Origin of the sequence: Neptunomonas marina (assembly GCF_004005935.1) — a bacterium.
Classification (GTDB): domain Bacteria; phylum Pseudomonadota; class Gammaproteobacteria; order Pseudomonadales; family Balneatricaceae; genus Neptunomonas; species Neptunomonas marina.
Genome location: NZ_SACQ01000001.1, coordinates 21977 through 45292 on the forward strand (window position 1 = coordinate 21977; position 23316 = coordinate 45292).

General features: G+C 49.4%; 18 protein-coding genes. 11 read left to right on the forward strand and 7 right to left on the reverse strand.

The window, feature by feature from the left end; translation table 11 throughout:
* Positions 1–74 precede the first annotated feature (74 nt).
* Positions 75–791, reverse strand: a complete 717-nt coding sequence (locus EOE65_RS00105) for a 16S rRNA (uracil(1498)-N(3))-methyltransferase (protein WP_127692264.1) — start codon at positions 789–791, stop codon at positions 75–77.
* Positions 792–893: 102 nt separating this feature from the next.
* On the opposite strand from EOE65_RS00105, the gene EOE65_RS00110 reads away from it, so the two are divergent.
* On the forward strand, positions 894–2240 hold the full coding sequence (locus EOE65_RS00110) for an MATE family efflux transporter (RefSeq protein ID WP_127692265.1): 1347 nt from the start codon (positions 894–896) through the stop codon (positions 2238–2240).
* Between the two features lie 179 nt (positions 2241–2419).
* Positions 2420–3169 carry an acetoacetyl-CoA reductase gene (phbB, locus tag EOE65_RS00115; RefSeq protein ID WP_127692266.1) on the forward strand — a complete coding sequence of 250 codons (750 nt, stop codon included), beginning with the start codon at positions 2420–2422 and terminating at the stop codon, positions 3167–3169.
* A 60-nt stretch (positions 3170–3229) separates the two neighbouring features.
* Here the strand turns inward: phbB and EOE65_RS00120 are convergent, their stop codons facing one another.
* Both EOE65_RS00120 and EOE65_RS00125 read right to left on the reverse strand, forming a co-directional pair.
* Positions 3230–6034 (reverse strand): DUF349 domain-containing protein, encoded by a 2805-nt coding sequence (locus tag EOE65_RS00120; protein ID WP_127692267.1) that lies wholly within the window; start codon positions 6032–6034, stop codon positions 3230–3232.
* A 152-nt stretch (positions 6035–6186) separates the two neighbouring features.
* Positions 6187–6618, reverse strand: a complete 432-nt coding sequence (locus EOE65_RS00125) for a YchJ family protein (protein WP_127692268.1) — start codon at positions 6616–6618, stop codon at positions 6187–6189.
* An 84-nt stretch (positions 6619–6702) separates the two neighbouring features.
* On the opposite strand from EOE65_RS00125, the gene sbcB reads away from it, so the two are divergent.
* Entirely contained in the window at positions 6703–8157 is a 1455-nt protein-coding gene (gene sbcB, locus EOE65_RS00130) for an exodeoxyribonuclease I (RefSeq protein ID WP_127692269.1), read from the forward strand.
* Positions 8157–8576: a hypothetical protein gene (locus tag EOE65_RS00135; protein ID WP_127692270.1), complete on the forward strand. Its 420-nt coding sequence runs from the start codon at positions 8157–8159 to the stop codon at positions 8574–8576. Before sbcB ends, EOE65_RS00135 begins: the two co-directional genes overlap by 1 nt.
* A 3-nt stretch (positions 8577–8579) precedes the next feature.
* Here EOE65_RS00135 and EOE65_RS00140 read toward each other — a convergent pair whose 3' ends face one another.
* The gene (locus EOE65_RS00140; protein ID WP_127692271.1) at positions 8580–11336 is read right to left on the reverse strand and encodes an insulinase family protein; all 2757 of its coding nucleotides are present in this window, start codon (positions 11334–11336) and stop codon (positions 8580–8582) included.
* Between the two features lie 160 nt (positions 11337–11496).
* Here EOE65_RS00140 and EOE65_RS00145 point away from each other — a divergent pair, with 160 nt between their 5' ends.
* The 4 genes from EOE65_RS00145 to EOE65_RS00160 are packed head-to-tail and all read left to right on the forward strand — an operon-like array spanning position 11497 to position 15348.
* Positions 11497–11877, forward strand: coding sequence for a DUF6394 family protein (locus EOE65_RS00145; RefSeq protein ID WP_127692272.1), 381 nt, complete (start codon positions 11497–11499; stop codon positions 11875–11877).
* 2 nt (positions 11878–11879) lie between these two features.
* Positions 11880–13568 (forward strand): NAD-binding protein, encoded by a 1689-nt coding sequence (locus EOE65_RS00150; protein WP_127692273.1) that lies wholly within the window; start codon positions 11880–11882, stop codon positions 13566–13568.
* A complete protein-coding gene (locus tag EOE65_RS00155; RefSeq protein ID WP_127692274.1) occupies positions 13568–14464 on the forward strand; it encodes a DMT family transporter in 897 nt (298 codons plus the stop codon). Before EOE65_RS00150 ends, EOE65_RS00155 begins: the two co-directional genes overlap by 1 nt.
* Positions 14465–14472: 8 nt before the next feature.
* Entirely contained in the window at positions 14473–15348 is an 876-nt protein-coding gene (locus tag EOE65_RS00160; protein WP_127692275.1) for a Tim44 domain-containing protein, read from the forward strand.
* A 191-nt stretch (positions 15349–15539) separates the two neighbouring features.
* Here the strand turns inward: EOE65_RS00160 and rpsA are convergent, their stop codons facing one another.
* The 3 genes from rpsA to EOE65_RS00175 all read right to left on the reverse strand — a co-directional run bounded on the left by rpsA (position 15540) and on the right by EOE65_RS00175 (position 20262).
* Positions 15540–17222, reverse strand: a complete 1683-nt coding sequence (rpsA, locus tag EOE65_RS00165; protein ID WP_127692276.1) for a 30S ribosomal protein S1 — start codon at positions 17220–17222, stop codon at positions 15540–15542.
* Positions 17223–17407: 185 nt separating this feature from the next.
* Positions 17408–18187: a hypothetical protein gene (locus EOE65_RS00170; protein WP_127692277.1), complete on the reverse strand. Its 780-nt coding sequence runs from the start codon at positions 18185–18187 to the stop codon at positions 17408–17410.
* 8 nt (positions 18188–18195) lie between these two features.
* Complete coding sequence (locus EOE65_RS00175; protein ID WP_127692278.1) at positions 18196–20262, reverse strand: carboxy terminal-processing peptidase; 2067 nt, start codon at positions 20260–20262, stop codon at positions 18196–18198.
* 141 nt (positions 20263–20403) lie between these two features.
* Here EOE65_RS00175 and EOE65_RS00180 point away from each other — a divergent pair, with 141 nt between their 5' ends.
* From EOE65_RS00180 to arsS, 3 genes are all read left to right on the forward strand, one after another.
* A complete protein-coding gene (locus EOE65_RS00180) occupies positions 20404–20916 on the forward strand; it encodes a BamJ family beta-barrel-assembly machinery protein (protein WP_127692279.1) in 513 nt (170 codons plus the stop codon).
* Positions 20917–20924: 8 nt separating this feature from the next.
* Positions 20925–22205 carry a M18 family aminopeptidase gene (locus EOE65_RS00185; RefSeq protein ID WP_127692280.1) on the forward strand — a complete coding sequence of 427 codons (1281 nt, stop codon included), beginning with the start codon at positions 20925–20927 and terminating at the stop codon, positions 22203–22205.
* 153 nt (positions 22206–22358) lie between these two features.
* Positions 22359–23315: an arsenosugar biosynthesis radical SAM (seleno)protein ArsS gene (arsS, locus tag EOE65_RS00190; RefSeq protein WP_127692281.1), complete on the forward strand. Its 957-nt coding sequence runs from the start codon at positions 22359–22361 to the stop codon at positions 23313–23315.
* Position 23316: the final 1 nt, after the last annotated feature.

Consider the following 23316-nt stretch of genomic DNA (forward strand, 5'->3'; position numbering starts at 1 on the left):
TATCATAGGCAAATGAGTAACACAATTAATAACTATTATCATTAGCTATTAGTTTTTAATGATATAAAGCCGTACTAATACGCTGGGAATAGGCGCGAGAGCGTTGCTGGAATCGCTGTTTCTACCCGCAGAATGCGTCGGCCTAAATGAAATGCTGTGAATCCTATGGCCTCTAATTTCTCAACTTCATAGGCTATAAAACCGCCCTCGGGCCCTATAGCTAGGGTGGTGGGTTCGTCCGTCGCAGCAGGGCAGGCGGATGCATTGTAGGGGTGCGCAATCAGTGCGCGTGTATCTGCTGCAATGGCGGGTAGCTCGTCCTCGACGAAGGGTTTAAAGCGCTTACGCAAGTGTAGCTTAGGCAGCCTTGTGTCTCCGCTTTGCTCCAGCCCTAAGCGAAATAGCTCATCGACCTTTTCAGGCTTTAACCAAGGCGTCGACCAGTAACTTTTATCTACCCGATAACTATTGATGAGATAGATCTCTTTAACACCCATAGCTGCGACAGTTTCCAAGATTCTTTTCAGCATTTTGGGCCGTGGCAGCGCCAGAATAAGTGTCGCTGGTAGAGCCGGTACGGGTGGTTCTGTCAGGTTAACGCGCAGGAGTACCTCGTGCTCGCTGATCGCTTCGACAACAGCTTCACCTAAAAATCCATCGAGTAAGCCCACCCGTAAGGTGTCGCCTAGGGACACTTTGTGAACGTTTTTAATATGATGGAAACGGCGATCCGTTAAAGTCACTCTATCAGTAGAGGTGAAGTCGTTTTCGTTGAGTAAAACCAAGTTCATCGGGTTTATAGTCGCGTTGGGAACAAAGACTTCTTATTATGGCGGTTTTTCTTTACGTGTTCTCCCGTTAGCATAGGTTTCTTTTAATCGCTTTGAGTATTTATGGCTGATCTTGATCTTATCCGCGGGGCTATCCGGCCCACGCTTGTCCGTATGACGCTTCCCATGATGATGGGGATTGTTAGCCTGATGCTCTTCAATCTTGCTGATGTCTACTTTGTTTCCCAGCTTGGCACGCGCGAGATGGCATCGCTTGCGTTTACCTTCCCCGTGACTTTTGCCGTGATTAGTTTGGCCATCGGTTTTGGTATCGGGACATCAGCGACGTTAGCTAAGTTAATCGGCGGCGGTAAAACGAGCCAAGCTGCAAAGTTGGCCACCGACAATCTAATGATGACGTTTTTACTGGTGGTGTTCATCAGTGTCGTTGCCCGTTTCTTTATGGTGCCGCTGTTTAACCTATTAGGGGCTAGCGAAGCGCAAATGCCATTTATCTTAGACTATATGGATATGTGGTGGTTTGGTGCGGCCTTTGTGGTATCCAATATGGTTGCCAACAGCTCTTTACGTGCCAAAGGTGATACAAAAACTCCTGCACTGGTTATGGCGGTCTCTTCTGCTGCGAACTTGATTTTAGATCCTCTGTTTATTTTTGGCTGGGGCCCTGTTCCGGGTATGGGTATTCAAGGTGCTGCGCTTGCGAGCGTCACCGCTTGGATGGGCGTTTTTGTCTATGTGGTTTATATCCTATTTCATAAATACCAGCTGCTGGTGGTTCAGCCTCCGCAGTTGAAACGTATTTTGTCCCACTGGGTGCAGGTGATGAAAATCGGTATCCCAGCCGCTGTTTCTAATATGCTAACGCCGATAGCCGGGGGCGTATTAACAGCACTGGTCGCTCAGCATGGTGCTGAAGCCGTGGCTGCATTTGGGGTCGGGAATCGCTTGGAATCGCTGTCTCTGCTGGCTTGTTTAGCACTTTCGATGACATTACCGCCCTTTGTGAGCCAGAACTTTGGAGCCAATCAAATCGCACGGGTTGAGGCTGCTTATAAAGGCGCCATCAAATTTGCACTGGGGTGGCAGTTAATTGTATTCGTTGTGTTGTTTCTTTTGCAGGACGTTATTGCCGGTGCTTTTGCTGACTCGTCAGCAGTAGAGGAGCCTCTGTCACTTTGGATCTCGGTCGTACCGTTAGGTTTTGGGATGCAGGCGGTGATTTTTCTCAGCGCTTCAACGTTAAATGCGCTTCACCAACCGATGCAAGCCATGAGAATAAGTGTGATTCGTTTGTTTGTGTTTTTCATCCCACTGGCTTGGATAGCAAATTACTTTGCGGGGTTAGAGGCTATGTTTAGTTCCTTCGTCGTAGCTAATGCTCTGACCGCAGTGATCGCTTACTTTAGAGTTTCTCGTTTGCTAAAAAGAAAAGCTGTTGTAAATCAATAGTCTGTTTGTGGTTTTTATTATCACAGAACTTTCATACTCTTTTGTTATCTTATTCACCTGCAACCAAAGTCATATTTTAAATAGTGACCTTGGGTCTATGATCGGATGAATAGGCATTAAAAATAAATATAAAGTGTGTCTAATAAAATCAAAAAGAGAATGAAATAGGGGATGTGAACATGAGTAAAAAAGTTGCTCTTGTAACCGGCGGAACGGGCGGATTGGGTGCAGCAATTTGCCGTAGCTTGGTGGATAAAGGATTTACCGTTGTGGCAGGTTATAACAGCGGAGGCAACCACGAAAAAGCGAAAGCGTGGCAAGCACAGCAAAAAGAAGATGGCTATGACATTCATGTCGCTTACGGAGACGTTACTGATACAGCGTCTTGTGAAGCGTGCATCAAAGCGGTTGAGGAGATAACAGGCGGTTCAGTCGATGTACTGATTAACAATGCCGGTATCACTCGTGATGGTCAGTTCAAGAAGATGAGCTGGGAGCAGTGGGACGAGGTACTAACAGCCAACCTTGATTCCATGTTCCATATGACGCGACTGGTGATCAATCCAATGATCGAAAAAGGTTTCGGCCGCATCATCAACATCTCCTCCGTTAATGCTCAAAAGGGCCAATTTGGTCAGTGTAACTACTCGGCTGCAAAAGCGGGCATCCATGGTTTCACCAAAGCGCTTGCGCAAGAGGTGGCAGCGAAAGGCGTCACGGTCAATACAGTATCACCGGGTTATGTGATGACGCCAATGGTGGCTAAAATTGCAGAAGAAGTTCAGCAAAAGATCTGCTCAACTATCCCTGTTGGTCGTTTTGGTACGCCAGAAGAGATCGGCCGCATTGTCACTTTCCTTGCTGAGGAAGAGTCCGGCTATATCACGGGTGCAGATATGTCGATTAACGGCGGTCTACACATGCACTAAGCACGTCGATTCAAAAAAACCGCACGTTTGTGCGGTTTTTTTATGCCTGAATCCAAGAAATCAGTTGAGTAAACTGCTAAACAGGCCTTCAAAGCGTACTTGATATTCTGGGTATGCCCCCTTGAAAGGAAGCGCCAGCCATTCGGCTTCGAGTGCGACTAAATCCGTTAAATCTGTTGAGCGGCTCTGCCTTTCTAGCGCTTGTTGGAGGCGTTGCATTTGATACTCCATACGCAGTGCTTCGTCGCTCTCAGGTGAAGGTTCATTCAAAAGTATTTCGAGGCGGATACATAGTTCACGTGCTTGAACACCTGTTTGCGTGAGTTCATCTTCCAGTAGTGCACGGTTATCGATGATCGCAAGCAGCTTCTCACGGCGTAAGTTCATTGGTTCAATGGAACCAAGCTCTTCAGGGATCGCTTGTAGGTCGACTGGGTTATCACTAAGAACGGCTTCTTCGGCCTCATCAAGGGGCGCTGCTAGCACACGATGATCATTGTTTTGCGCAAATGCGCGCGCTAGTCGGTCCCGTTCGTTATCCAACTGGTTGATGGCTCGCGCTAAGCGCTGCTGATCTTTGGGGGTTATGTTTTCTTCGTCGATTAGCGTGCTAAGTAAATTATTTGCTTCAGCCAACACTAGCTCCAAGTGGCGTGGCTTCTCTAAGCTGGCTTCAAGGCTTGCTAGTGTATTTTGAATGGCGCTTTTAGCTGACTGCTGCTCCGCTACCGATGGCAGGGAATCCTGTAAGCGGGCAAAAATCACATCGCAATGATCACGAAATGCTCTCCATAGCTTGCGCTCTTGGCTATGGAAGGTTGGGCCAGCCTCTTTCCAATGTTGTTGTAGCGCTTTTGCCTCTTGAGCAGCAGCTGAAACGTCATCGTAAGTGGTGAGGGCTGCAGCTTGCTCAATGAGCTCGAGCTTACGTTGCTTGGCCTCTTCTTTGATTGACTTAAGATGAGCCTCAACAGGCGCGAGTAGAACATTGAACGCATCTTGGAGTTTCTGCCCAGGGTTTCTATCCACGGGAATGAAGCGCCGCCACTCCTCTTTTGCAGTCTGCACAACTTTTTCTACATTGCGCCAGTCCGTATTCTGCCAGTCGGTCGCTTCGAGGTAAGTGGTAACTTGGTCAAAAATCGTTTGGCGTTGCGCTAGGTTGTATGCCCTGACTTTGCCTTGGTTGGCGAAGTGCTCTTCGCACGGCGCATACGCAAGATCTGCGGCTGCTTTGAAGCGCTTCCAAATCGCTTGGGAGTGCACTGGGTCTGTGGCGTCTAAAACGCGCCACTGTTGCTGTAGTTTCTTGATCTGCTTCGCTTTTTGCTGAGGGGGTAAGTCTTGCTGGGCAAGTGCTTCCATCTCAGCGCATAGCTGCTCTTTTTTTGGTGTTACTGCAAAGCCTTGCCAGTCCTTTAGTTCTTGGAGTTGCCCTTGTAAGCCGCGATAGCGTTGGTGCAAATGTGCATCTGCATCGCCATTCAACTTGCTTAACATCTCTTGGGCAGAACGTGAAAGCTTGTTAGCGGTTTTTATCTCACCAGTCTCAATCGCTTTTTCAAAAGCAGTGAGTTTACTGTTGATCTCTTTGGTAACCGCTGCCTTACTTTTCGCTAATGCCTCACGCGAGCGTTGTAGCTCAGTGATCAGCGTATTGAGCTGTTCCACTTCATTAGGCGCAGGCAGGCTGTTTGGCCATGCAGCGGAGGCGAGTGCTTTTTTCGCTTGTCGTAAGCGCTCCTGTTCGCTTTGCTCCTGGAACTCGGGTGTTTGAGTCTGTGCCAAGAAGGCGCGCAGTTGCTCGTGCTTCTCGTTGCATTCAGCTAGTTTGGCAAGTTCTTGACGAGCATCCTCTAACTCTTGGTTAAAGGCTTTGTGCAGTTGTGTTTTGCCCGATAGTTGCGCATCGGCCCAGCGGGCTTCGATATTATTTAGCTGTTCATTGAGCTCGGAGCGTAGGTTTGCATGATTTAGTAGTTGCTGCGGATCACACGCTGATAGTAGTGCCTGAATATCACCAATAAGCTGCTCCGCCTGCTTCGTTGCCGCTTCTTTGTCTTGGCGTTCGCGTTGCTCGGCTAATTGTGCCGCTTGGTGCTCTTCTATACGTTGCTGAGCCAGTGACTCGGCTGCCTCGTACAGATCTGTGCTTGCGCTGCAATATTCTGCCGCGATATCTTGCCACTCGTTTGAGAGGTTTTCACAGGTCGCACCAAAGAGTGGGAACCACTCCCCATGTGCCACCGTATGCATCTGCTCGGCGATGTGCTGGGCTTTCTCTGTTTGCTCTGTTGCGTGCCTTTCGGCCTCTTTTGCCGCGGCTAGCTTATCCTTGATGATTCTGTAGATCGCTTTATCGCTCTGACGGGTATCTTTGAGAAGCGACTCAATGACCGTCGTCGATTGAATTTTTTGCGCGGCATGCTTACGAATTGCGATTGGTGCGCTGGATGTTGCTAATGCGGCTAATTGTTGTTCGGACTGAATTTGGCCAACCAATGTGCCTAATAGCGTTGCATGTGCGCTATTGGCAACAATACGCATCGCATTTTCTTCACTGGTGGTTGCGCGCAACCGTTCGATCAATGACTCAGGGCTGCTTGACTCATTCAGTTGCTGAGCGATTTTGTTTTCAAAGTGAATACTGTCTTGAGTGTCGTGATTAAGAAGCTCAATCAGATGGTCGAACTGTTCGATCTGTGAAAGCGCTGCCTCCCGAACCTCTTGGCTCGGGTCTGAAGTGGCAAGCTTCGACAAAATGCGAAACTGCTCCGGGTTATCTTCACGAAGCTTAAGTGCCGCATTTGCACGGGTCGAAGGGTTGGTATGTTGCCATTTGGGTTTGAATAAGTTCGCTAACATCTAAGGCTTTCTTGAGTTATAAAACGGTTCAGTTCAGCTTTGAAAATACAAAGAGCCGGTATTCTACCGGTCAGCACGCGGCAAGGAAACGTCTTGACAGGCGCATTCGTGTACGAAAATGTTTTGCTGGGGTTGTTACGGGAGTGACGCCGTTACTGGATCAGCGGTTTGATCTCAACTTCACCATCGACATAAAGCCAGCGGTTGTCATGATGGATGAAGTTAGAAACCTCGTGTAGGACCAGTTGTTCCTCGCCGGTATCAAACGCGGCTTCGAACTCCACGATACCGGTGCTGTCGTCTGGCTGTCCATGACTGGTATGTAAGATCGATAAGCCGATCCAGTTGGTGTACTTTACTTGCTCTTCGATAATGCTGGGATCGATAAGCTTACGCTTCTCTTCAGCTGTGGTGTTGATCAAGTAGTCAACCGCACCCACAACGAACGCGCTGTAGCGGCTGCGCATCAGTTGCTCCGCGGAAGTAGGGGTCTTAGTGCCTTCGATAAACGGCTTACAACAAAAGGCAAAAGGTTTGCCTGAGTCACATGGACATCCCTGAGTCATCGATTGGTTCGACAGCATATATCCTACTCCCTGCTTGGCCTGATAACATAACAATTTACAGTATACTCCTCTTTCTGTTCATTGATCACGGATAAGAATTTGATGGCTCCAGAAAAAACTTTCTTTTGGCACGACTATGAAACCTTCGGGGCTGATCCTAAGCGGGATCGTCCTGTGCAGTTCGCCGGTGTTCGTACAGATGAAGACTTTAATGTCATTGGGGAGCCTGTTCTGCTGTATTGCAAACCTGCGGATGACTTTCTACCCCACCCCGAAGCGTGCCTAATCACAGGGATTACGCCACAAGAGGCTGTGCGTGAAGGGGTGTGTGAAGCGGAATTTATCCGTCTGATCAACGAAGAGATGTCTCAGCCTGAAACCTGCAGTGTGGGATATAACAGTATCCGTTTTGATGATGAAGTGACGCGGTATACCTTGTATCGCAACTTTTTCGACCCTTATGCTCGAGAGTGGCAAAACGGCTGCTCGCGTTGGGATATCATCGATATGCTGCGTCTCACGCGCGCTTTACGCCCTGAAGGTATCGTTTGGCCCGAGTATGAAGATGGCACTCCAAGTTTGCGCCTCGAAGATTTGACCAAGGCCAATGGTATCGATCATGGCAAGGCGCACGATGCGTTATCTGATGTGTACGCCACGATCGCCATGGCGAAGCTGATTCGTGAGAAACAACCCAAGCTTTACGACTATGTGATAGGAAGCCGCTCCAAAGCCGCCGCGCATAAGATGCTGGATGTCACCACGATGAAGCCAGTCTTACACGCCTCATCTCGTTACCCCGTTGAGCAAGGAAATTTGGCAGTTGTTGCGCCAATTGCTCAGCATCCGACCAATAAAAACAGTACGTTAGTGTGGGATCTGCGCCACAACCCCGAACCGTTACTAACACTCCCGGTAGAAGAGATCTGTCGGCTGATGTATCTGCCAGCAGCGCAGCGCTCTGAGCATGACCCGAAAATAGCGCTTAAGCAGGTACATGCGAATAAATGCCCCATTCTAGCGCCGGCCGGTATGCTTAACACCGAAGAGGCAGAGCGCTTCGCGATCGACGGCGGCGTATGTCGGGCGCACCTAGCGATATTACGCGAGGCTCAAGGGCTACCCGAGAAGATTGCCGCTATAATGAATGCAGATGCGCCTCCGCAAGATGGTGATCCTGATCATATGCTCTACTCGGGTGGTTTCTTCTCTGATCATGACAAGCAGTTCATGGATCAGATTCGGGCAGCTCACCCAGAAGAGCTCGCTGAGATGAGCTTTGCGTTTCAGGATCCGCGCCTTGAAGAGATGCTGTTCCGCTACCGCGCGCGTAACTACCCAGCGACGCTCTCTTCAGAGGAGCAGGCGCAATGGGAGCAGTATCGGCGTGACCGTTTGCTCGTTGAAGATAAGCGTGGACTGCTCACTATGAAACCATTCTATGAAGCGTTGAATAAGCTTTATCAAGACCCTGAAGTTGATCAGGGTGGGCGCGCGATTTTAGAAGAACTCGCTATCTATGCTGAGTCGATCTATCCCATGGATGAGGTGTGGTGATGCGCACAGGGATAGGCTGTGCAGCGTTGCTACTTGCAACGGCGGCGCTAGCTGTAGATAAACCTATCCCATATGTGGTGACGCAACCTGATGGCTTTTCGGGGGGCGAGCTAGATGCCAAAAATGCCTACTATCGCAAGAAGCGCGGTGATTTCGACCGTGAAACCATGGTAGAGGTAGAGCACAAAGATCGGCCATCAGACTTGCCTCCGCCAACCGTGGTTGCGCCATCGCCCGTGCCGATGGTGAAGGAGTTTAAAGCGGGTAAAGTTTTATCGATCAACGACTTAAAGGGCGAGGACCGCATCTTTCAAACTATCTACGATGATATCGAGAAAGAGAAATGTATCTGGGATCCCGAAAGTTGTGAGCCTCCGCCGCCATCACAGCAGCGGAGACAGTTCCTACCTAACGATTAGCCGCTATTCTGGCGGCTGCATCGTCCTTAGCGTTAAGCGGCGTTGCTGCAAGCTCTCAAGCGCCTTTATCAGTTGGGCATTGTCGAGCTGCTTGATCGCGGCAACTAACTTGTCACGGTCGGCAAAGTCGATATTGGCTTTGTCGAGCAGTTGCCAGAAGCGATTCGTACGCTCCTTTCGGTTCTTATCTTCGGTGGTCAATCGAGAAATAAGACTGTTTTTAAAGCGCTCTAGATCATCAGGAGTTAACGCTCGTAAGGCTGCACTCTGGCGGTCTAAGAAGGCGTTGATGCGCGTTTCGATAAGCTCGGCAGACGCAGTAGGTGACTGCACTACAAAACTCAACCCTGGTAGGTCGCGTAGCGACATCGGTGAGGCAAAAACGATGTAGCCAAGCTGCTGTTCTGTGCGTAGCTCACTATAAAAGGGTGCTGAGAGAATCTCTGCAAGTAGCGCCGTTTGAGCTCGTTCAGCAATGCCGGTGCTGCTGCCTTGCAGGTAGAGCGCCAAAGCGGTGTCGTTATGCTCAACGGGCACTGTTTTCGTCAGTGCTTGCGTGTCTAGGCGCTTGACCGCGATCTCTAAAGGGGTGCTAGCGGTGTTTTCCAGTTGCAGTGTCTCGGCGATCTTTCGGGCAATCTGCTCCGTTTGTTCTGCTGTGAGATTGCCGTGCGCAAAGAGTCGCACAAAAGGAGTGGCAAAGAGCGCGTCGGGAACCTCTTGGATATCTTTGAGCGTGATATCTTGCGCTGCGGTATTCAGCTCTGCCAGCGCAGGGTTGTTCAGCAGTGTTTCGTAGCCTACTCGGAACAGCTGTTGGAAAGGTTTATCTTTCGCTGCGTTTTGTAATCCATCTAAGTAGCTTTGCTTCACGACGTTAAAGCGTTTTGCTGGCAGTGTTGGGTGGCGCATAGCCGCCGCGATGGTATCGATAAGTACACCGACTTTGTCGTTGTAACCGGATACGCGCACAGTAATACCGCGGCTATGAGCATAGATATTAGCTGAGAGCCCAGCAATCGCTGCATCGTAGAGTACCGGGTTTAGTTGCTCATTAAGCATATCCACGTACAGATCCATAGCGACTGAGGCTTTGGCACCTGTGCGGGAAAAAGGTGAGAGCAGGGTAAAGTATAGGTCCGCTTTTGGTAGTTTGAACGTGGTATCAGGCAGATACCAAGACTCGACGTGCGGTGTGTTTTCAAGCTCTGTTGGCACCTTCTGGCTGCCAATTTCAGCGATATTTAAGTCGCTGGGCACAAACGGATTGTTATGGCGAACATAGAGTGCCGTTTGTGTATCGGCTGCCTGCCATGTTGCGATACGGTCAGCTGAGATCTTTTGTTTCGCAAAGGGGGCTTTAAAGTGTGGCTCAGTCTGGTTTGTTTCCAGCCCTTTGGCTTGCACTTTCAACACCATGTTAGCCGGAGTGATTGCGCTCAAGAGCTGCGAGATCTGTGTTTGATCAAGCGTTTCTAAACGATAAGGCGCATCAATCCAGTGGCGCTCTGGATAGTCACGCATCTGCTGCGACAGTTGGCTCACGTAGTGGATAGGCTCTTGTTTAGCCAAGAAGCGAAAGTCATTCGCCGCGAGTGTTTGCTCTTCATCGAAGAGCGACTGTGCTAATCCGGTTGTTTGGAAAGCTCGCATAAACGAGAAGAAAGCAGCAACCACGTCATCTCTGTGCTGAAGTCCCTCTTTAGTCAGCGAGATACTTGTTGTTAAGAGCGTCTCCACTGCGGATGAGCTATCACTGTAGGCGCCTAGCCCCGTTGCCCAACCTTGCTCTTTTAAGTAAGCGAGCAAGCTACCATCGCCCTCATAGCCAATCACGCCTGCGATAAGTTGCGCCGGCTTGTTGGGCCAAGAGGCTTTTGATGGTGGTAGTGGGAAGGTCATAGAGAGTTGGCGAATGTCTTTGACCGGCTCAATCAGCACCTCCATCGGAAGGTCTGACGCACGATAAGCAGGTACTTTAACCTCGAAGGGTGGGAGTGCTCGATCAGGGATCGCGCTGAAATAACGGGTTACCCACTGTTCCAATTCAGCGAGTGGCTCTTTGCCAAGAACCACTAGTTTCATCAGGTTCGCTGAGTAGTGGGTGTTATAGAACGCGATCATATCCTCGCGAAGTGCACCGGCGGGTTCATTGCTCAGTGTCTCAAGGCTGCCCACGGCAAATCGGTTACCTGGGTGGTCTGGGTTCATCACTTGCTTGGTAACGGCATAAGCTCTGCGGCCATCATCGCGAATCTTCGAGCTGTACTCTGAGTGGACAGCATGACGTTCGCGGTCTGTGTACTGCTCTTCAAACAGGGGAGCGATAAAAAACTGCGAAAAGCGATCAAGCGCCGGGGCGAGGTGGCTGCTATCAATATCGAAATAGTAATTGGTGGTGTGGTTAGCGGTGAAAGCGTTGTGATTGCCGCCATGGGATTGGATAAACGCCTGATATTCGCCAGCTTCAGGGTATTTTTTTGTGCCTAAGAAAAGCATGTGCTCTAAAAAATGAGCCAAACCCAAGCGCTCATCTGGGTTTGCATTAGAGCCAACGCCAACATCGAGCGATGCTGCGGCTTTGTCTGCTTGTGGATCTGAGATAAGCAGAGCTTGTAGCCCGTTTTTGAGCGTAATGCTGCGGTATTCGCGGCTATCATTTGGGCTTTTGATAATCTCGCCAGCTATGCTAATCGTACTGCAGAAAAGCACGATCAGTGCGAGTAGGCACTGAAATGATCGAGCCTGTGAAAGTTGCATAACGTCCCCTTAAAAAGCTTAATAAACAACAACTAAAATCGATACGGATGTGTAGCCTGTAGACTGAACTTTGGCGGCTGAGTTCCTCTTGTTCCATGGCTAAACCATGATACAACCGATACAATCAACATTATCTTATTAAAGTGTGTAGGGATTCACTATGAACCGAGAAAAAGTCATTTTTGCTTTTTTTATCGTTTTGGCGCTGACGCTCAATTTTGGTTTTTTTCTCGGTGAGATTGATGTTGCTGCCCATCATAACGAGTTTGAGTTATTCGCGGCGCTGGTTGTCAGCATGATTTGTACGGTACTTAAGTTCGGCGACCGTACTCACCTAGGCGCGCTGATGCTGGCAACAAGCTTGGTTGCTGATCTACAGCTGATCATCGCGGCAATTTTGTGGGGCTTCGCGGAGCAGATCAGCGGCGGTATGACGCAAGCGATGATGGCGAGTATCGTGTCACTTTCGGGCGGTGCTTTGCTGGCCAACATTATGTCGGTGGTGCTGCTGGTGATTGAGACAATCATCGTTCGTCGCTAACCATGAACAACGTTCTTTATTTGCTATTGCGGCGCTTGCGTGTGCCGCTAATCACGCTGATCGTTGTTTATGCCATCTCGATACTGGGATTCGTGCTGATCCCTGGCCAAGACAATGATGGCAACGTATGGCGCATGGATTTCTTTCATGCGGTTTATTTTGTCTCTTTTATGGGCTCGACGATCGGCTTTGGTGAGATCCCTTACGAGTTTACCAGTGCGCAGCGCATGTGGACGCTGCTAATGATTTACGCCACGGTCGTTGCTTGGTTGTACGGGATTGGTTCAACCCTCGCTTTGCTGCAAGAGCCGGTATTTGGCAGGTTGCTGAGGCGCCGCTCCTTTACAGGAGAGGTTGGCAACTTCACCGAACCCTTTTACTTGGTGTGCGGCTATGGAGTGACGGGCCGCTTAGTGACTCGTAAGCTAGTCACACGTGATATCCGCGTTGTTGTTGTCGATGTTCGGCAGGATCGTATCGACGATCTTGAGATGGACAATCTTCAATTGCGTGTCCCTGGGCTTTGCGCGGATGCAGCCTTGCCCGATGTATTAGATGATGCAGGCTTACAGCAGCCAAGTTGTATCGGTGTGCTCGCACTGACCAACAACGACACCACGAATCTATCCATAGCGATCGCAAGTAAACTGTTGGTGCCAAATCGCATGGTCATCAGCCGGACAGAAGCAGACGTGACAACGTCGAACTTGCTATCGTTCGGGACCGACCTTGTGGTTGATCCATTCAAAGCCTATGCCGCGTACCTTTCCATGGCGGTTAGCTCGCCCTATAAACATCTGGTTTACGATTGGCTGATCAATCCAACACATCGTCCTTTATCAAGCGCCTACCAGCAAACCCGTGGGCGCTGGATTATCTGTGGTTTTGGGCGTTTCGGTCGTGCCTTGCACCAAGCGTTCCGCATGGATGATATTGAGGTCACTATTATTGATGCGAACCCTAAAAACCTGAACGCTAGCGAAGGGCAGATTTGGGGCATCGGTACAGAAGCTAACACATTGATCGAGGCGGGAATCAACGATGCAGTGGGTATTGTTGCCGGTACAGATAACGATGCAGATAACCTTTCAATTATCCTAACGGCCCGCGAAATTAATAAAAAATTGGTGACAGTGGTGCGCCAGAACTTGGACGCAAACCAGCTAATTTTCGACCGTTCGGGGGCTGATTTTGTCATGGCGCCGGGAAGGATCATCGCGAATCAAATTCTCGCGCAGATTAAAACGCCGATGCTGCCAAGCTTTATCGAAGAGCTGAAAAAGCAAGACGATGTATGGGCGCATACGTTGTTGAACAGAATGAGTAATACCGTGAAAGAAGATGAGCTAGATAGCTGGTCTTTTGTCATCGGCGTTGAGGAGACACCTGCCATCATGATGGCGTTAGAGGATGGTGAGGTTGTAAAGCTTAATGCGCTCCTCAAAGACCCGCGCAACCGTAAAGAGATGTTAGACGCATTTCCGCTGATGTTTAGGCGTGAAGGGGAGATTAAAATGTTGCCGGGTGAGCTTAAAGAGCTTGCCGAGGGAGACGAGATACTGTTTTGTGGGCTTGCGCCTGCATTTAAACAGGTCGAGTGGGCAGTCAATAATTATAACGTATTGCAGTATGTGCTTTCTGGTAAAGAGAGTAGCAGCTGGTTAGGACGCTATCTGAACAAGGAATCATAATGGCTTATCTGTTTTTAGCTTTGACGCCGCTATTTTGGGCAGGAAACTTTGTTCTTGGGCGAGCGATGAACGGTGTATTACCCCCCATCTCAATGGCTGAGTTTCGCTGGAGTATCGCGCTGCTCATGATTTTGCCATTTTTAGTGCCGCGCTTGAAAACGCAATGGCCTGCCATCAAGGCGAACTGGAAGATACTCGTTGTACTCAGTGTGCTGAGTGTCGCGAGCTTTAACACGCTCGTTTATCTCGGCCTGACGGGCACCAACGTAACGAATGCAACCATCATGCAGTCGATCATTCCGATTATTATCTTAATTATAAGTGCTCTCGTGTTTCGTGAGCCGGTTAAAATGAAGCAGTGGGTTGGCGTGCTGATCTCCCTGGCTGGGGTCTTGGCGCTGATTAGTCAAGGTAACTTAGCGCAGCTGCTGGAGTTGAGCTTAAATACCGGAGATGCGTGGATCTTAGCTGCGGTGATGTGCTGGGCTGTATACTCGATTATGCTGCGCTTTAAGCCCGCTGAACTAGACGGATTTACGTTTTTTGGTGTAACCGTTGTGTTGGGCGTGTTGGCGCTACTGCCATTTTCTCTGTGGGAGATGTCGGCAGCCGCGCCTATCCATTGGAATGGAGACGCCGTGTTCGCCATTCTTTACATGGCCGTGTTCCCATCGATCCTTGCCTACCTTTTCTGGAATCGTGGTGTGGCAGAAGTCGGGGCGGCGAAAGCAGGCTTGTTTATTCACCTAATGCCGATATTTGGCGTTCTGCTGGCGTCGATTTTTCTTGAAGAGCAGATTCAAACCTATCATATTGCAGGTATGGTACTGATTTTTACTGGTATCTACTTAGCCGTGGTAGCAGATGTAATGAAGCGTATTAGAAAAACAAACTGAGGTAATCAATGAGAAAGTTAGTATTGTCCTTAATGATGGTGGTTGTAACGTTTGGGATGGGCGTTGCACCCGAAGTTGAGGCAAAGCGTTTAGGTGGTGGTTCATCACTTGGCAAGAGCTTTAGTGCCCCTAAAAAGGTCAAGCCTGCGGCTGCACCCGCGGGCCAAAACGCAGCACAAAAGACGGCCACAGCCCCTGCTAAGAAAAAAGGCTTTGGTGGTATGCTGGGCGGTCTGCTCGCTGGTGGATTGCTAGCAGCATTGTTCTTTGGTGGGGCGTTTGAAGGTATCCAATTTATGGATATCTTGCTGTTAGCGTTATTAGCTTTTGGTGTCTTTATGCTGGTAGCAAGATGGAAACGCTCGCAAGCTGGGCCTCAGTATGCGGCAGCAGGTGCAGGTAACCAATATCGCAGCACGCCAGAGCCTGTGCAGCCAGCACCACAACAGCCAGAGCATCACTTCACGCCGATGTCTGCTGCGAATACACAGTTGCAAGAAGCTGAGCTGGTTTTGCCGCAGTGGTTCAATAAAGTTAGCTTCCTCGAGGGGGCAAAGCAGCACTTTGTGCACTTGCAAGATGCATGGGATCGCCAAGATTGGACCGATATCGAGACCTACACTGATGCGGAGCTGTTGGGGCTTTTAAAAGCAGAGCGCGAAAAGCTACCTGCTGACCAAAAAACTGACGTTGTTTCGGTAATGGCTGAACTGATTAACTTTATTGATAAGCAAGATCATGTGATTGCCAGCATCCACTTCTACGGCTGGATTAAAGAGAGCCAAGACGCACAAGCAACAGAGTTTAGCGAGATTTGGCACCTAAGCCGCGATATGCAGCAAGAGAACGCAAACTGGTTTATCGTGGGTATTGAGCAACCGTAATATTGGCTTTCTGCTGAGAGAATAAAGCCGCCTTCGGGCGGTTTTTTTATGCGTGAATATTAGGTTGTACACTGTTAGTCGTGGCTCAATCGTGGCGTTCAGGCGTTCAAGTCTTTTGCTTTGAGTGGATGGTTTGCAAAGTGCAGACACAAAAAAGGGCGCATTAAGCGCCCTTTTTAAAACAACCAGAATTAGTTGTTTTGGTTAGCCATCTGCGCCTTGATCAGGTCACCGATAGTTGTTGGGCCGGCAGTTTCAACTTCTTGGTTGCGAACTGCAGCGATAGCCGCTTTCTCTTCTTCCTGGTCTTTCGCACGGATAGACAGGCTGATTACGCGGTTACGGCGGTCAACGTTAGTGATCTTCGCTTCAACAGCATCGCCTTCTTTGAAGACAGTTGTCGCGTCGTCAACACGGTCAGCGCTGATTTCAGACGCTTTCAGTGTACCTTCGATGCCTTCTGCAAGCTCAACAACCGCTGCTTTAGCGTCTACAGACTTAACAACGCCGTTCACGATTGTGCCTTTGTCGTTAGCTGTTACGTACTCAGCGAATGGATCGCTATCTAGCTGCTTGATGCCCAGAGAGATACGCTCTTTCTCTGCATCGATAGACAAGATAACAGCTTCAACTTCGTCGCTCTTCTTGAACTGACGTAGTGCTGCTTCAGCATCGCCTTCCCAGCTGATGTCAGACATGTGAACCAGACCGTCAAGGTCGTTTTCCAGACCAACGAAGATACCGAAGTCAGTGATCGTTTTGATCTGACCAGATACTTTATCGCCAGTAGAGTATTGCTCAGCGAAAGCAACCCAAGGGTTAACTGTGCACTGTTTGATACCCAAGGAGATACGACGACGCTCTTCATCAACGTCTAGGATCATAACTTCAACTTCGTCACCGATCTGAACAACTTTAGATGGGTGGATGTTTTTGTTAGTCCAAGACATTTCAGACACGTGTACCAGACCTTCTACGCCGTCTTCGATAGATGCGAAGCAGCCGTAGTCTGTCAGGTTAGTGATGCGTGCATTGCACTTAGTGCCTGCTGGGTAACGGTTCTTGATCGCTTCCCATGGATCTTCTGAAAGCTGCTTCAGACCCAGAGAAATACGGCCAGTTTCTTTGTCGAACTTGATGATCTTCACAGAGATCTCGTCACCTGGGTTCAGCATTTCGCTTGGGTGAGAGATACGCTTCCACGCCATATCTGTGATGTGCAATAGACCGTCAACGCCGCCTAGGTCGATGAACGCACCGTAGTTAGTCAGGTTCTTAACGAAACCTTTAGCTACTTGGCCTTCTTCCAGAGTCGCTAGGATCTCATCACGTTGTGCGCTGTTAGCTTCTTGAAGAACAGCACGACGAGAAACAACAACGTTGTTACGCTTTTGGTCTAGCTTGATCAGTTTGAACTCAAGCTCTTTGCCTTCTAGGTGGTCGATGTCGCGAACAGGGCGAACGTCTACCAAAGAACCTGGCAAGAAACCTTGAATGTTGTTGATGCTAACAGTGAAGCCACCTTTAACTTTGCCGCTGATGAAACCGTTAACAGTTTCTTCTGCGTCAAATTTAGCTTGAAGAACTTCCCAAGCTTCAGCGCGTTTCGCTTTTTCGCGAGACAGTTTAGTTTCACCGAAGCCGTCTTCTACTGCTTCTAGAGAAACTTTAACTTCTTGGCCAACTTCGATTTCTAGTTCGCCAGCATCGTTAAGGAACTGAGCGCGAGGAATCACTGCTTCAGATTTCAGGCCAGCGTTGACTGTTACCCAGTCGCTGTCGATATCGATAACCTCACCTGTCACCAGCTTACCCGGTGTCATGTCTAGGTTTTGCAAAGATTCTTCAAATAGTTCAGCAAAGCTTTCGCTCATGAAAATGTCCTATATTTTGGCCGATATCGGCGGTTGGTTTACCGCAAGCGATCTTCGGCGCGTATCCCATAGCACCAGCCTATAGGGTCAGTTTGATTAAATACGCGCATACCTACTGGTGAGTGCACGCGCATCATAAAAATATGAGCGCGCATTATACAGCAGAATAGGACTATAAGGTAGGGTTAAAGCTCGTCTTCCTCTAAGCGTTGGCGAACGCTGAGTTGGCAAGGTTCGAGCACCATTGACAGGTCTTGATAAAGAGCTTGGGGTAAATCGGACGTGTCATCAGTGCGGAAAAATGTTGCTAAGCGGCGCTCCTCTGATGCCGAGTTTGCTGCAACTTCAACAGCATCTCCGACGCAAAACGCATAACCTGGCAGGTAATCGCTAATCAGCGTTTGTTTTTTATCTTCAGATAACATCAGGCGATTACGCGTAATGTAAGCTTTGTACTCAGCGGCTCCAGCCGCTGCCATAATCTCAATTTGCAGGGTGGTAAAGCGCTCCGCATCTGGTGATCGGATAAGAAACGCTTTGAGTTGGCGCTCAACGGATTTGAGTTCGTCCTCCAAGCGGTCAGGCGCAAAGTGTTCGTTAAGGCGCTTGTAGTCTTCAAGTTCATTAATTTGCGCTTGTAGTTTTTCTATCTCGGATTTGAGCACTTGGGTTTCTGTAATGAGCTGCTCTTTATCGTTGATGAGGCTCTTAATCACCTTTTGCGTTGGTGTTAGCTTGTTTTCATCAAATGTGGGTGGGAGTTGCTTGGCACCAAGCTCCCCGGTTGTTTCAAAGCTAGTTGAGCTAGCTACCATTTCATATCCAAAGCGCTCAAGCTCTTTCTCATTACGCTTATGTTGAGCGTCGATGCGTTGGTACGCAAAGTAACCGCCCACACCTAACGCGACTAAAATCACGGGCACGAGCAGCAACACGAGGGTAGAGAACGCTTTGGATTTACTCATCTTATCGCTCAGTTGCTAGCTGCATAGTGTGTAGAGAGCTCCATCAAGTCGATCAGAATGCGGCCGCTCTCGGTTAAGACTGCGCGAGATTCCTCCGAAATCGGTGTGCCTTGCTCATCTTTTTTCAGTAGGTCGTCCAGTTCTGAAAGTTGTTTGATTGGGGCTTCACCTTTGGCGACACGGCGGCGGTTTTCCGCTTCAAGTTGCCAATTTTCTGCTTCCTCGCGCTTGAGCTTAAGTGCTGACTCGTTGAGTGGCACCAGATCGTTCGCTTTGTCCTCCTGCTGGCGTGCAATTTGCTCTCGCATGAACATAAAGTCAGGCTGAGTCGACACGCGGGCATTGTGACGAGCTAGTAGCTTATCTAAGAAAGGAGAAAAGCCGCTGTACATGCCATGTTTGGCTTGTTTGACCTCATCCCAAGGGAGGGCTCCTTCAAGTGCACTCTCGCCAATCTCCTCTTTATCAAATAGGCTTGGCATGGTCACATCAGGGATAACCCCTTTGTTCTGAGTGCTTTCGCCAGAGATGCGGTAGAATTTTGCGTGAGTGAGCTTTAGCTGGCCGTGATCCAATGGTTGGAGAGTTTGTACGGTGCCTTTACCGAACGTTTGATCCCCAATCACTAAGCCGCGACGGTAGTCTTGAATAGCTCCGGCAAAAATCTCAGAAGCTGACGCACTTAACCGATTAACTAGCACGGCCATTGGGCCTGTGTAAGCAATTTTCGGGTTGAAATCGCCGAGAATATCAACGCGCCCTTGTGGGTCTCTGATCTGCACGGTAGGACCGCGGTCGATAAACAGGCCAACCAGCTCATTGGCTTCGCGTAGCGAACCCCCACCATTGTTGCGCAGGTCGATGATCAGACCGTCGATATTGTCTGTTTTCAGCTCTTTGACTAGCTGTTCAACATCACGGGTGGTGCTCTTATAGTCAGCATCGCCGCGCTGTAGGGCAGCAAAATCAATATAAAAGGCGGGAATGTCGATCACGCCAAGCTTGTAGTTACGCCCTTTGTGCTCAATATCAATAATCTCTTTGTGCGCAGCCTGCTCTTCTAGACGGACCTTATTACGTTCGATTAAAACGACCTTGCGCGCGGTTTGATCGGCACTGCCAGACGGAATCACCTCAAGGCGCACAATGGATCCTTTTGGGCCGCGAATCTTATCAACTACATCGTCAAGCCGTAGCCCAACAACGTCCTCAATTGTCCCCTCAGCCCCTTGGCCAACGCCAACGATAAGGTCAGAGGGCTTTAGTTGACCTGTTTTATCCGCAGGGCCTGCTGGGACGAGGCGTACAATTTTTGTGTGCTCATTTTCGCTCTGCAGCACCGCGCCGATGCCCTCAAGCGAGAGGCTCATATTGATCTTAAAGTTCTCGGAGTTACGTGGCGAGAAGTAGGAGGTATGAGGGTCAAATTTTTTCGTGAAAACGTTAACAAACTGCTGGAATACGTCTTCGCTGTTGGTTTGTGAGATCCGCTTCAACTGGTTTTGGTAGCGCTTGATCAACGCCTCGCGAGCGTCTTCGCCAGTTTTGTCGGCTAGACGAAGATTCAAAAGGGCGCTCTTCAAGCGTTTTCGCCATAAATCTTCGAGCTCTTTCTTGTTCATTGCCCACTCGTTATCAGAGCGGTCAGTGTCGAGCGTTTCATCTTTGGTGAAATCAAAAGCGGTATCGTCGTTTAAGCGTGCGATGAACCAATCAAGCTGCTGCTTAATACGCTGTTGAGCGCGATTAAAAATCTGGTAGGCATGCTCTAGATTGCCCGCTTCAACCTCATCATCGAGCGTATAACGATAGGCATCGAACTCGGTGATATCGGATTGATAGAAAGCTAAACGGTTTGGGTCGAGGCTCTTTATATAGCTATCAAGTAAGCGGCTAGATAGCTCGTCGTTTATCTGAATTTTGTTGTAATGTCCGCTCTGCAGGGAGTTAACAATATCTTTCAGTGTACTGCGATGAACCTCTTGAGGAAGTAGCGTGGAAAGATCCGCGCTCGCCCAGCTTAAGGAAGGGATGAGTACTAAGCTTGCAAGTGTTGTACGTAACGCTTTTTTCATAATCTCTTTCTGCTTCCGGTTCAGATAAACGTATGACCAGTGCGGCTGTAGGTTGTTCCTCCGAGCGACTTAAGTGAGTGTAGCTATCGCCCTCAATAATGTAAAATCAATAGTTTACTCGGCAAAAATGAAGAGGTTTTTATGTGGCAACGCTCTGTTTTGCTCCTGTCTTTGGCGCTTTTGGTCGCAGGTTGCGGAGAAGATCCTGAAAAAGAAGCGTTTCGACAATCATTGATCGACAAGGCGCTTAATGATGAAACCCGCAAGGCTGGAGATGCCTTTCAAGCGTCGTATCGTGATCAGCCCGATGTTAAAGAGCTAGAAGCAGGAATACTCTATCGTGTGCTGCGCGACGGCAATGGAGAGGTACCAGTGCTGCAAGATAGTGTGGTTGTTCATTATGAAGGCACCCGTGTTGATGGTGAGGTTTTTGATAGCTCCTATGAACGCGAAAAGCCTTCTACTCTCCCACTGAAAGGCGTTATTCGCGGGTGGCAAAAGGTGCTAACAAAGATGCCGGTAGGTAGCCAGTGGGAAGTTGTATTACCTCCAGAACAAGCCTATGGTGCAACCAGCCCGAACACTAAAATTCCAGCAAACTCAACGCTGATATTCAAGATTGATCTGCTGGATAAGCAAACCCCTGAGGAGTAACCCAAGAGATGACCGTTGTTAACCGTTTGGCGCAGTTTTTGGATGCTTCTCCAACGCCTTTTCACGCCGTAGAGAATATGCGCGCGGCGTTACTCAGTGCTGGATTTCAAGAGTTAAATGAAGCTGATGCCTGGGATCTGAAGGCGGCTCAGCGATATTTTACAACGCGCAACGGCGCTTCTATCGTGGCTTGGCAGATGCCAGCAGACGCCTTGGCTGAGTCAGGGCTGCGAATGGTCGGTGCGCATACCGATTCACCCTGTCTTAAGGTCAAACCAAAACCAGAACTGCACCAACAAGGCTACTGGCAGTTGGGTGTCGAAGTTTACGGTGGCGTTTTACTGAATCCTTGGTTTGATCGAGGGCTTGCTTTGGCGGGGCGCTTAACGTGCCTTGATGAGGGCGGTGCGTTGTGCCACCACTTGATCGACTTCAAGCGTGCCATTGCCGTTATTCCAAATCTTGCTATTCATCTTGACCGTGAGGCTAACAGCGGTCGCGCCATTAACGCTCAAACCATGCTGCCACCTATTTTAGGGCAGTCAGATCAGGCGCTCGATTTTCGTGCCTTGCTTCGTGAAGAGCTAGCGCGCCAAGGGGTTGTGGTTAGCGAGGTCATTGATTACGAATTGTCGTTCTACGATACGCAAGGCGCTGAAACGGTCGGGCTGAATAATGAGCTTTTCATGTCTGCACGCCTTGATAATTTGTTGAGCTGTTTTATGGGGCTGGAAGCGCTGCTCAATGCGGATGCCAAAACCGGTATGTTGTTGGTGTGCAATGATCACGAAGAGGTCGGCAGTATGAGTGCCACGGGTGCGCAAGGCCCGATGCTAGAAAACGTTTTGATGCGTATGCTGCCGGATGCTGAGCAGCGTATCTGTATGCTGACGCGCTCTATGATGATCTCAGCTGACAACGCCCATGGTATCCATCCCAACTTTGCTGATCGTCATGATGCGAACCATGGCCCCCTGTTGAATGCGGGCCCGGTGATTAAACTTAATGCCAACCAGCGTTACGCATCGACTGATGTGACCAGCGCCATCTTTAAACTTTTAGCGCGTGATGCTGGTGTGAGTGTGCAGGAGTTTGTTGTGCGTTCTGACATGGCATGCGGCAGCACCATTGGTCCGATTACATCAGCGGAACTGGGTGTTAAAACACTGGATATCGGTGTGCCGCAGTTTGGTATGCATTCGATTCGCGAGACCGCAGGGGTACAGGATGTTGAGGCGACGGTCGAGGTGCTGACGCGCTTTTATCAGCTCGACAGTCTTCCGGCTTAAATTGCCCAGAGCGCCCTGGCACTTTTGGACAGGGCGCTCGTTAAGGCAATCTTTTCATACAGTTTTTGCGTAAAAGTGCGTAACAAAATCAGCCAATACTCGTCTATATTTATATAGATCAAGGTGTTACACCTCACACGATAGGACTGACCTATGCACGAAATGCGCCCCCACCTCATCGCGACCGATTTTCCCCCGCTGATTCGATCCTCACTCGATACGATGCAAGCCAACCTTGGTTATCGTTGCAACCAGACATGTGTACATTGCCATGTTGGGTCCAGCCCGCATCGTACTGAGGAGATGAGCTGGGAAACCATGGAAATGATGCTGCGCGTGATGGAGCAACATCAGGTGACAACACTGGATATGACCGGTGGAGCCCCTGAGATGAATCCTCACTTTCGGCCGTTGGTGCAAGCTGCACGAGCACAAGGCGTTCATGTTATGGACCGCTGCAACTTAACGATTCTCAACGAGCCGGGTTATGAGTGGCTAGCAGATTTCTTGGCAGAGAACCAAGTTGAAGTGGTGGCTTCATTGCCTTGTTACCTAGAAGATAACGTCGATAAACAGCGGGGCAAGGGCGTATTTCAGCGCAGTATCGAAGGGCTTAAACAACTCAATGAGCTGGGCTACGGGCGCACAAAAGCGCTTTCGCTAAGTCTAGTTTTTAATCCTCAAGGCCCTGTGTTGCCGCCAGAGCAGAGCAGCTTAGAGGCCGCCTATAAAACCCATCTCAAAGACGCGTTTGGTGTGGAGTTTACGCAGCTCTTTACGCTGGCAAATATGCCGATTAAACGCTTTGGCAGCACGTTGATATCAAAAGGCGAATTTGACGATTATATGGCGCTTCTGAAAGGGTCGTTTAACGCGCAGACTTTACCTGGACTGATGTGCAAGTCGTTGATCTCTGTGGATTGGCAGGGCTACTTATACGATTGTGACTTTAACCAGCAGCTTGAGATGCCACTGGGTGGCGCGTCAAAACCTGTGCATATTGCGCAGCTGGCAGATAATGTGGCGGGGGCGCCAATTCGCGTGGCAGAGCACTGTTATGGTTGTACCGCTGGGCAGGGATCTAGCTGTGGCGGAGCGTTGGCTGATTAAT

What these genes read in the sequence shown, in the direction of transcription:
- EOE65_RS00105 (WP_127692264.1), bottom strand. Translation starts at nt 791, where the DNA reads ATGAACTTGGTTTTACTCAACGAAAACGACTTCACCTCTACTGATAGA.
- EOE65_RS00110 (WP_127692265.1), top strand. Translation starts at nt 894, where the DNA reads ATGGCTGATCTTGATCTTATCCGCGGGGCTATCCGGCCCACGCTTGTC.
- phbB (WP_127692266.1), top strand. Translation starts at nt 2,420, where the DNA reads ATGAGTAAAAAAGTTGCTCTTGTAACCGGCGGAACGGGCGGATTGGGT.
- EOE65_RS00120 (WP_127692267.1), bottom strand. Translation starts at nt 6,034, where the DNA reads ATGTTAGCGAACTTATTCAAACCCAAATGGCAACATACCAACCCTTCG.
- EOE65_RS00125 (WP_127692268.1), bottom strand. Translation starts at nt 6,618, where the DNA reads ATGCTGTCGAACCAATCGATGACTCAGGGATGTCCATGTGACTCAGGC.
- sbcB (WP_127692269.1), top strand. Translation starts at nt 6,703, where the DNA reads ATGGCTCCAGAAAAAACTTTCTTTTGGCACGACTATGAAACCTTCGGG.
- EOE65_RS00135 (WP_127692270.1), top strand. Translation starts at nt 8,157, where the DNA reads ATGCGCACAGGGATAGGCTGTGCAGCGTTGCTACTTGCAACGGCGGCG.
- EOE65_RS00140 (WP_127692271.1), bottom strand. Translation starts at nt 11,336, where the DNA reads ATGCAACTTTCACAGGCTCGATCATTTCAGTGCCTACTCGCACTGATC.
- EOE65_RS00145 (WP_127692272.1), top strand. Translation starts at nt 11,497, where the DNA reads ATGAACCGAGAAAAAGTCATTTTTGCTTTTTTTATCGTTTTGGCGCTG.
- EOE65_RS00150 (WP_127692273.1), top strand. Translation starts at nt 11,880, where the DNA reads ATGAACAACGTTCTTTATTTGCTATTGCGGCGCTTGCGTGTGCCGCTA.
- EOE65_RS00155 (WP_127692274.1), top strand. Translation starts at nt 13,568, where the DNA reads ATGGCTTATCTGTTTTTAGCTTTGACGCCGCTATTTTGGGCAGGAAAC.
- EOE65_RS00160 (WP_127692275.1), top strand. Translation starts at nt 14,473, where the DNA reads ATGAGAAAGTTAGTATTGTCCTTAATGATGGTGGTTGTAACGTTTGGG.
- rpsA (WP_127692276.1), bottom strand. Translation starts at nt 17,222, where the DNA reads ATGAGCGAAAGCTTTGCTGAACTATTTGAAGAATCTTTGCAAAACCTA.
- EOE65_RS00170 (WP_127692277.1), bottom strand. Translation starts at nt 18,187, where the DNA reads ATGAGTAAATCCAAAGCGTTCTCTACCCTCGTGTTGCTGCTCGTGCCC.
- EOE65_RS00175 (WP_127692278.1), bottom strand. Translation starts at nt 20,262, where the DNA reads ATGAAAAAAGCGTTACGTACAACACTTGCAAGCTTAGTACTCATCCCT.
- EOE65_RS00180 (WP_127692279.1), top strand. Translation starts at nt 20,404, where the DNA reads ATGTGGCAACGCTCTGTTTTGCTCCTGTCTTTGGCGCTTTTGGTCGCA.
- EOE65_RS00185 (WP_127692280.1), top strand. Translation starts at nt 20,925, where the DNA reads ATGACCGTTGTTAACCGTTTGGCGCAGTTTTTGGATGCTTCTCCAACG.
- arsS (WP_127692281.1), top strand. Translation starts at nt 22,359, where the DNA reads ATGCACGAAATGCGCCCCCACCTCATCGCGACCGATTTTCCCCCGCTG.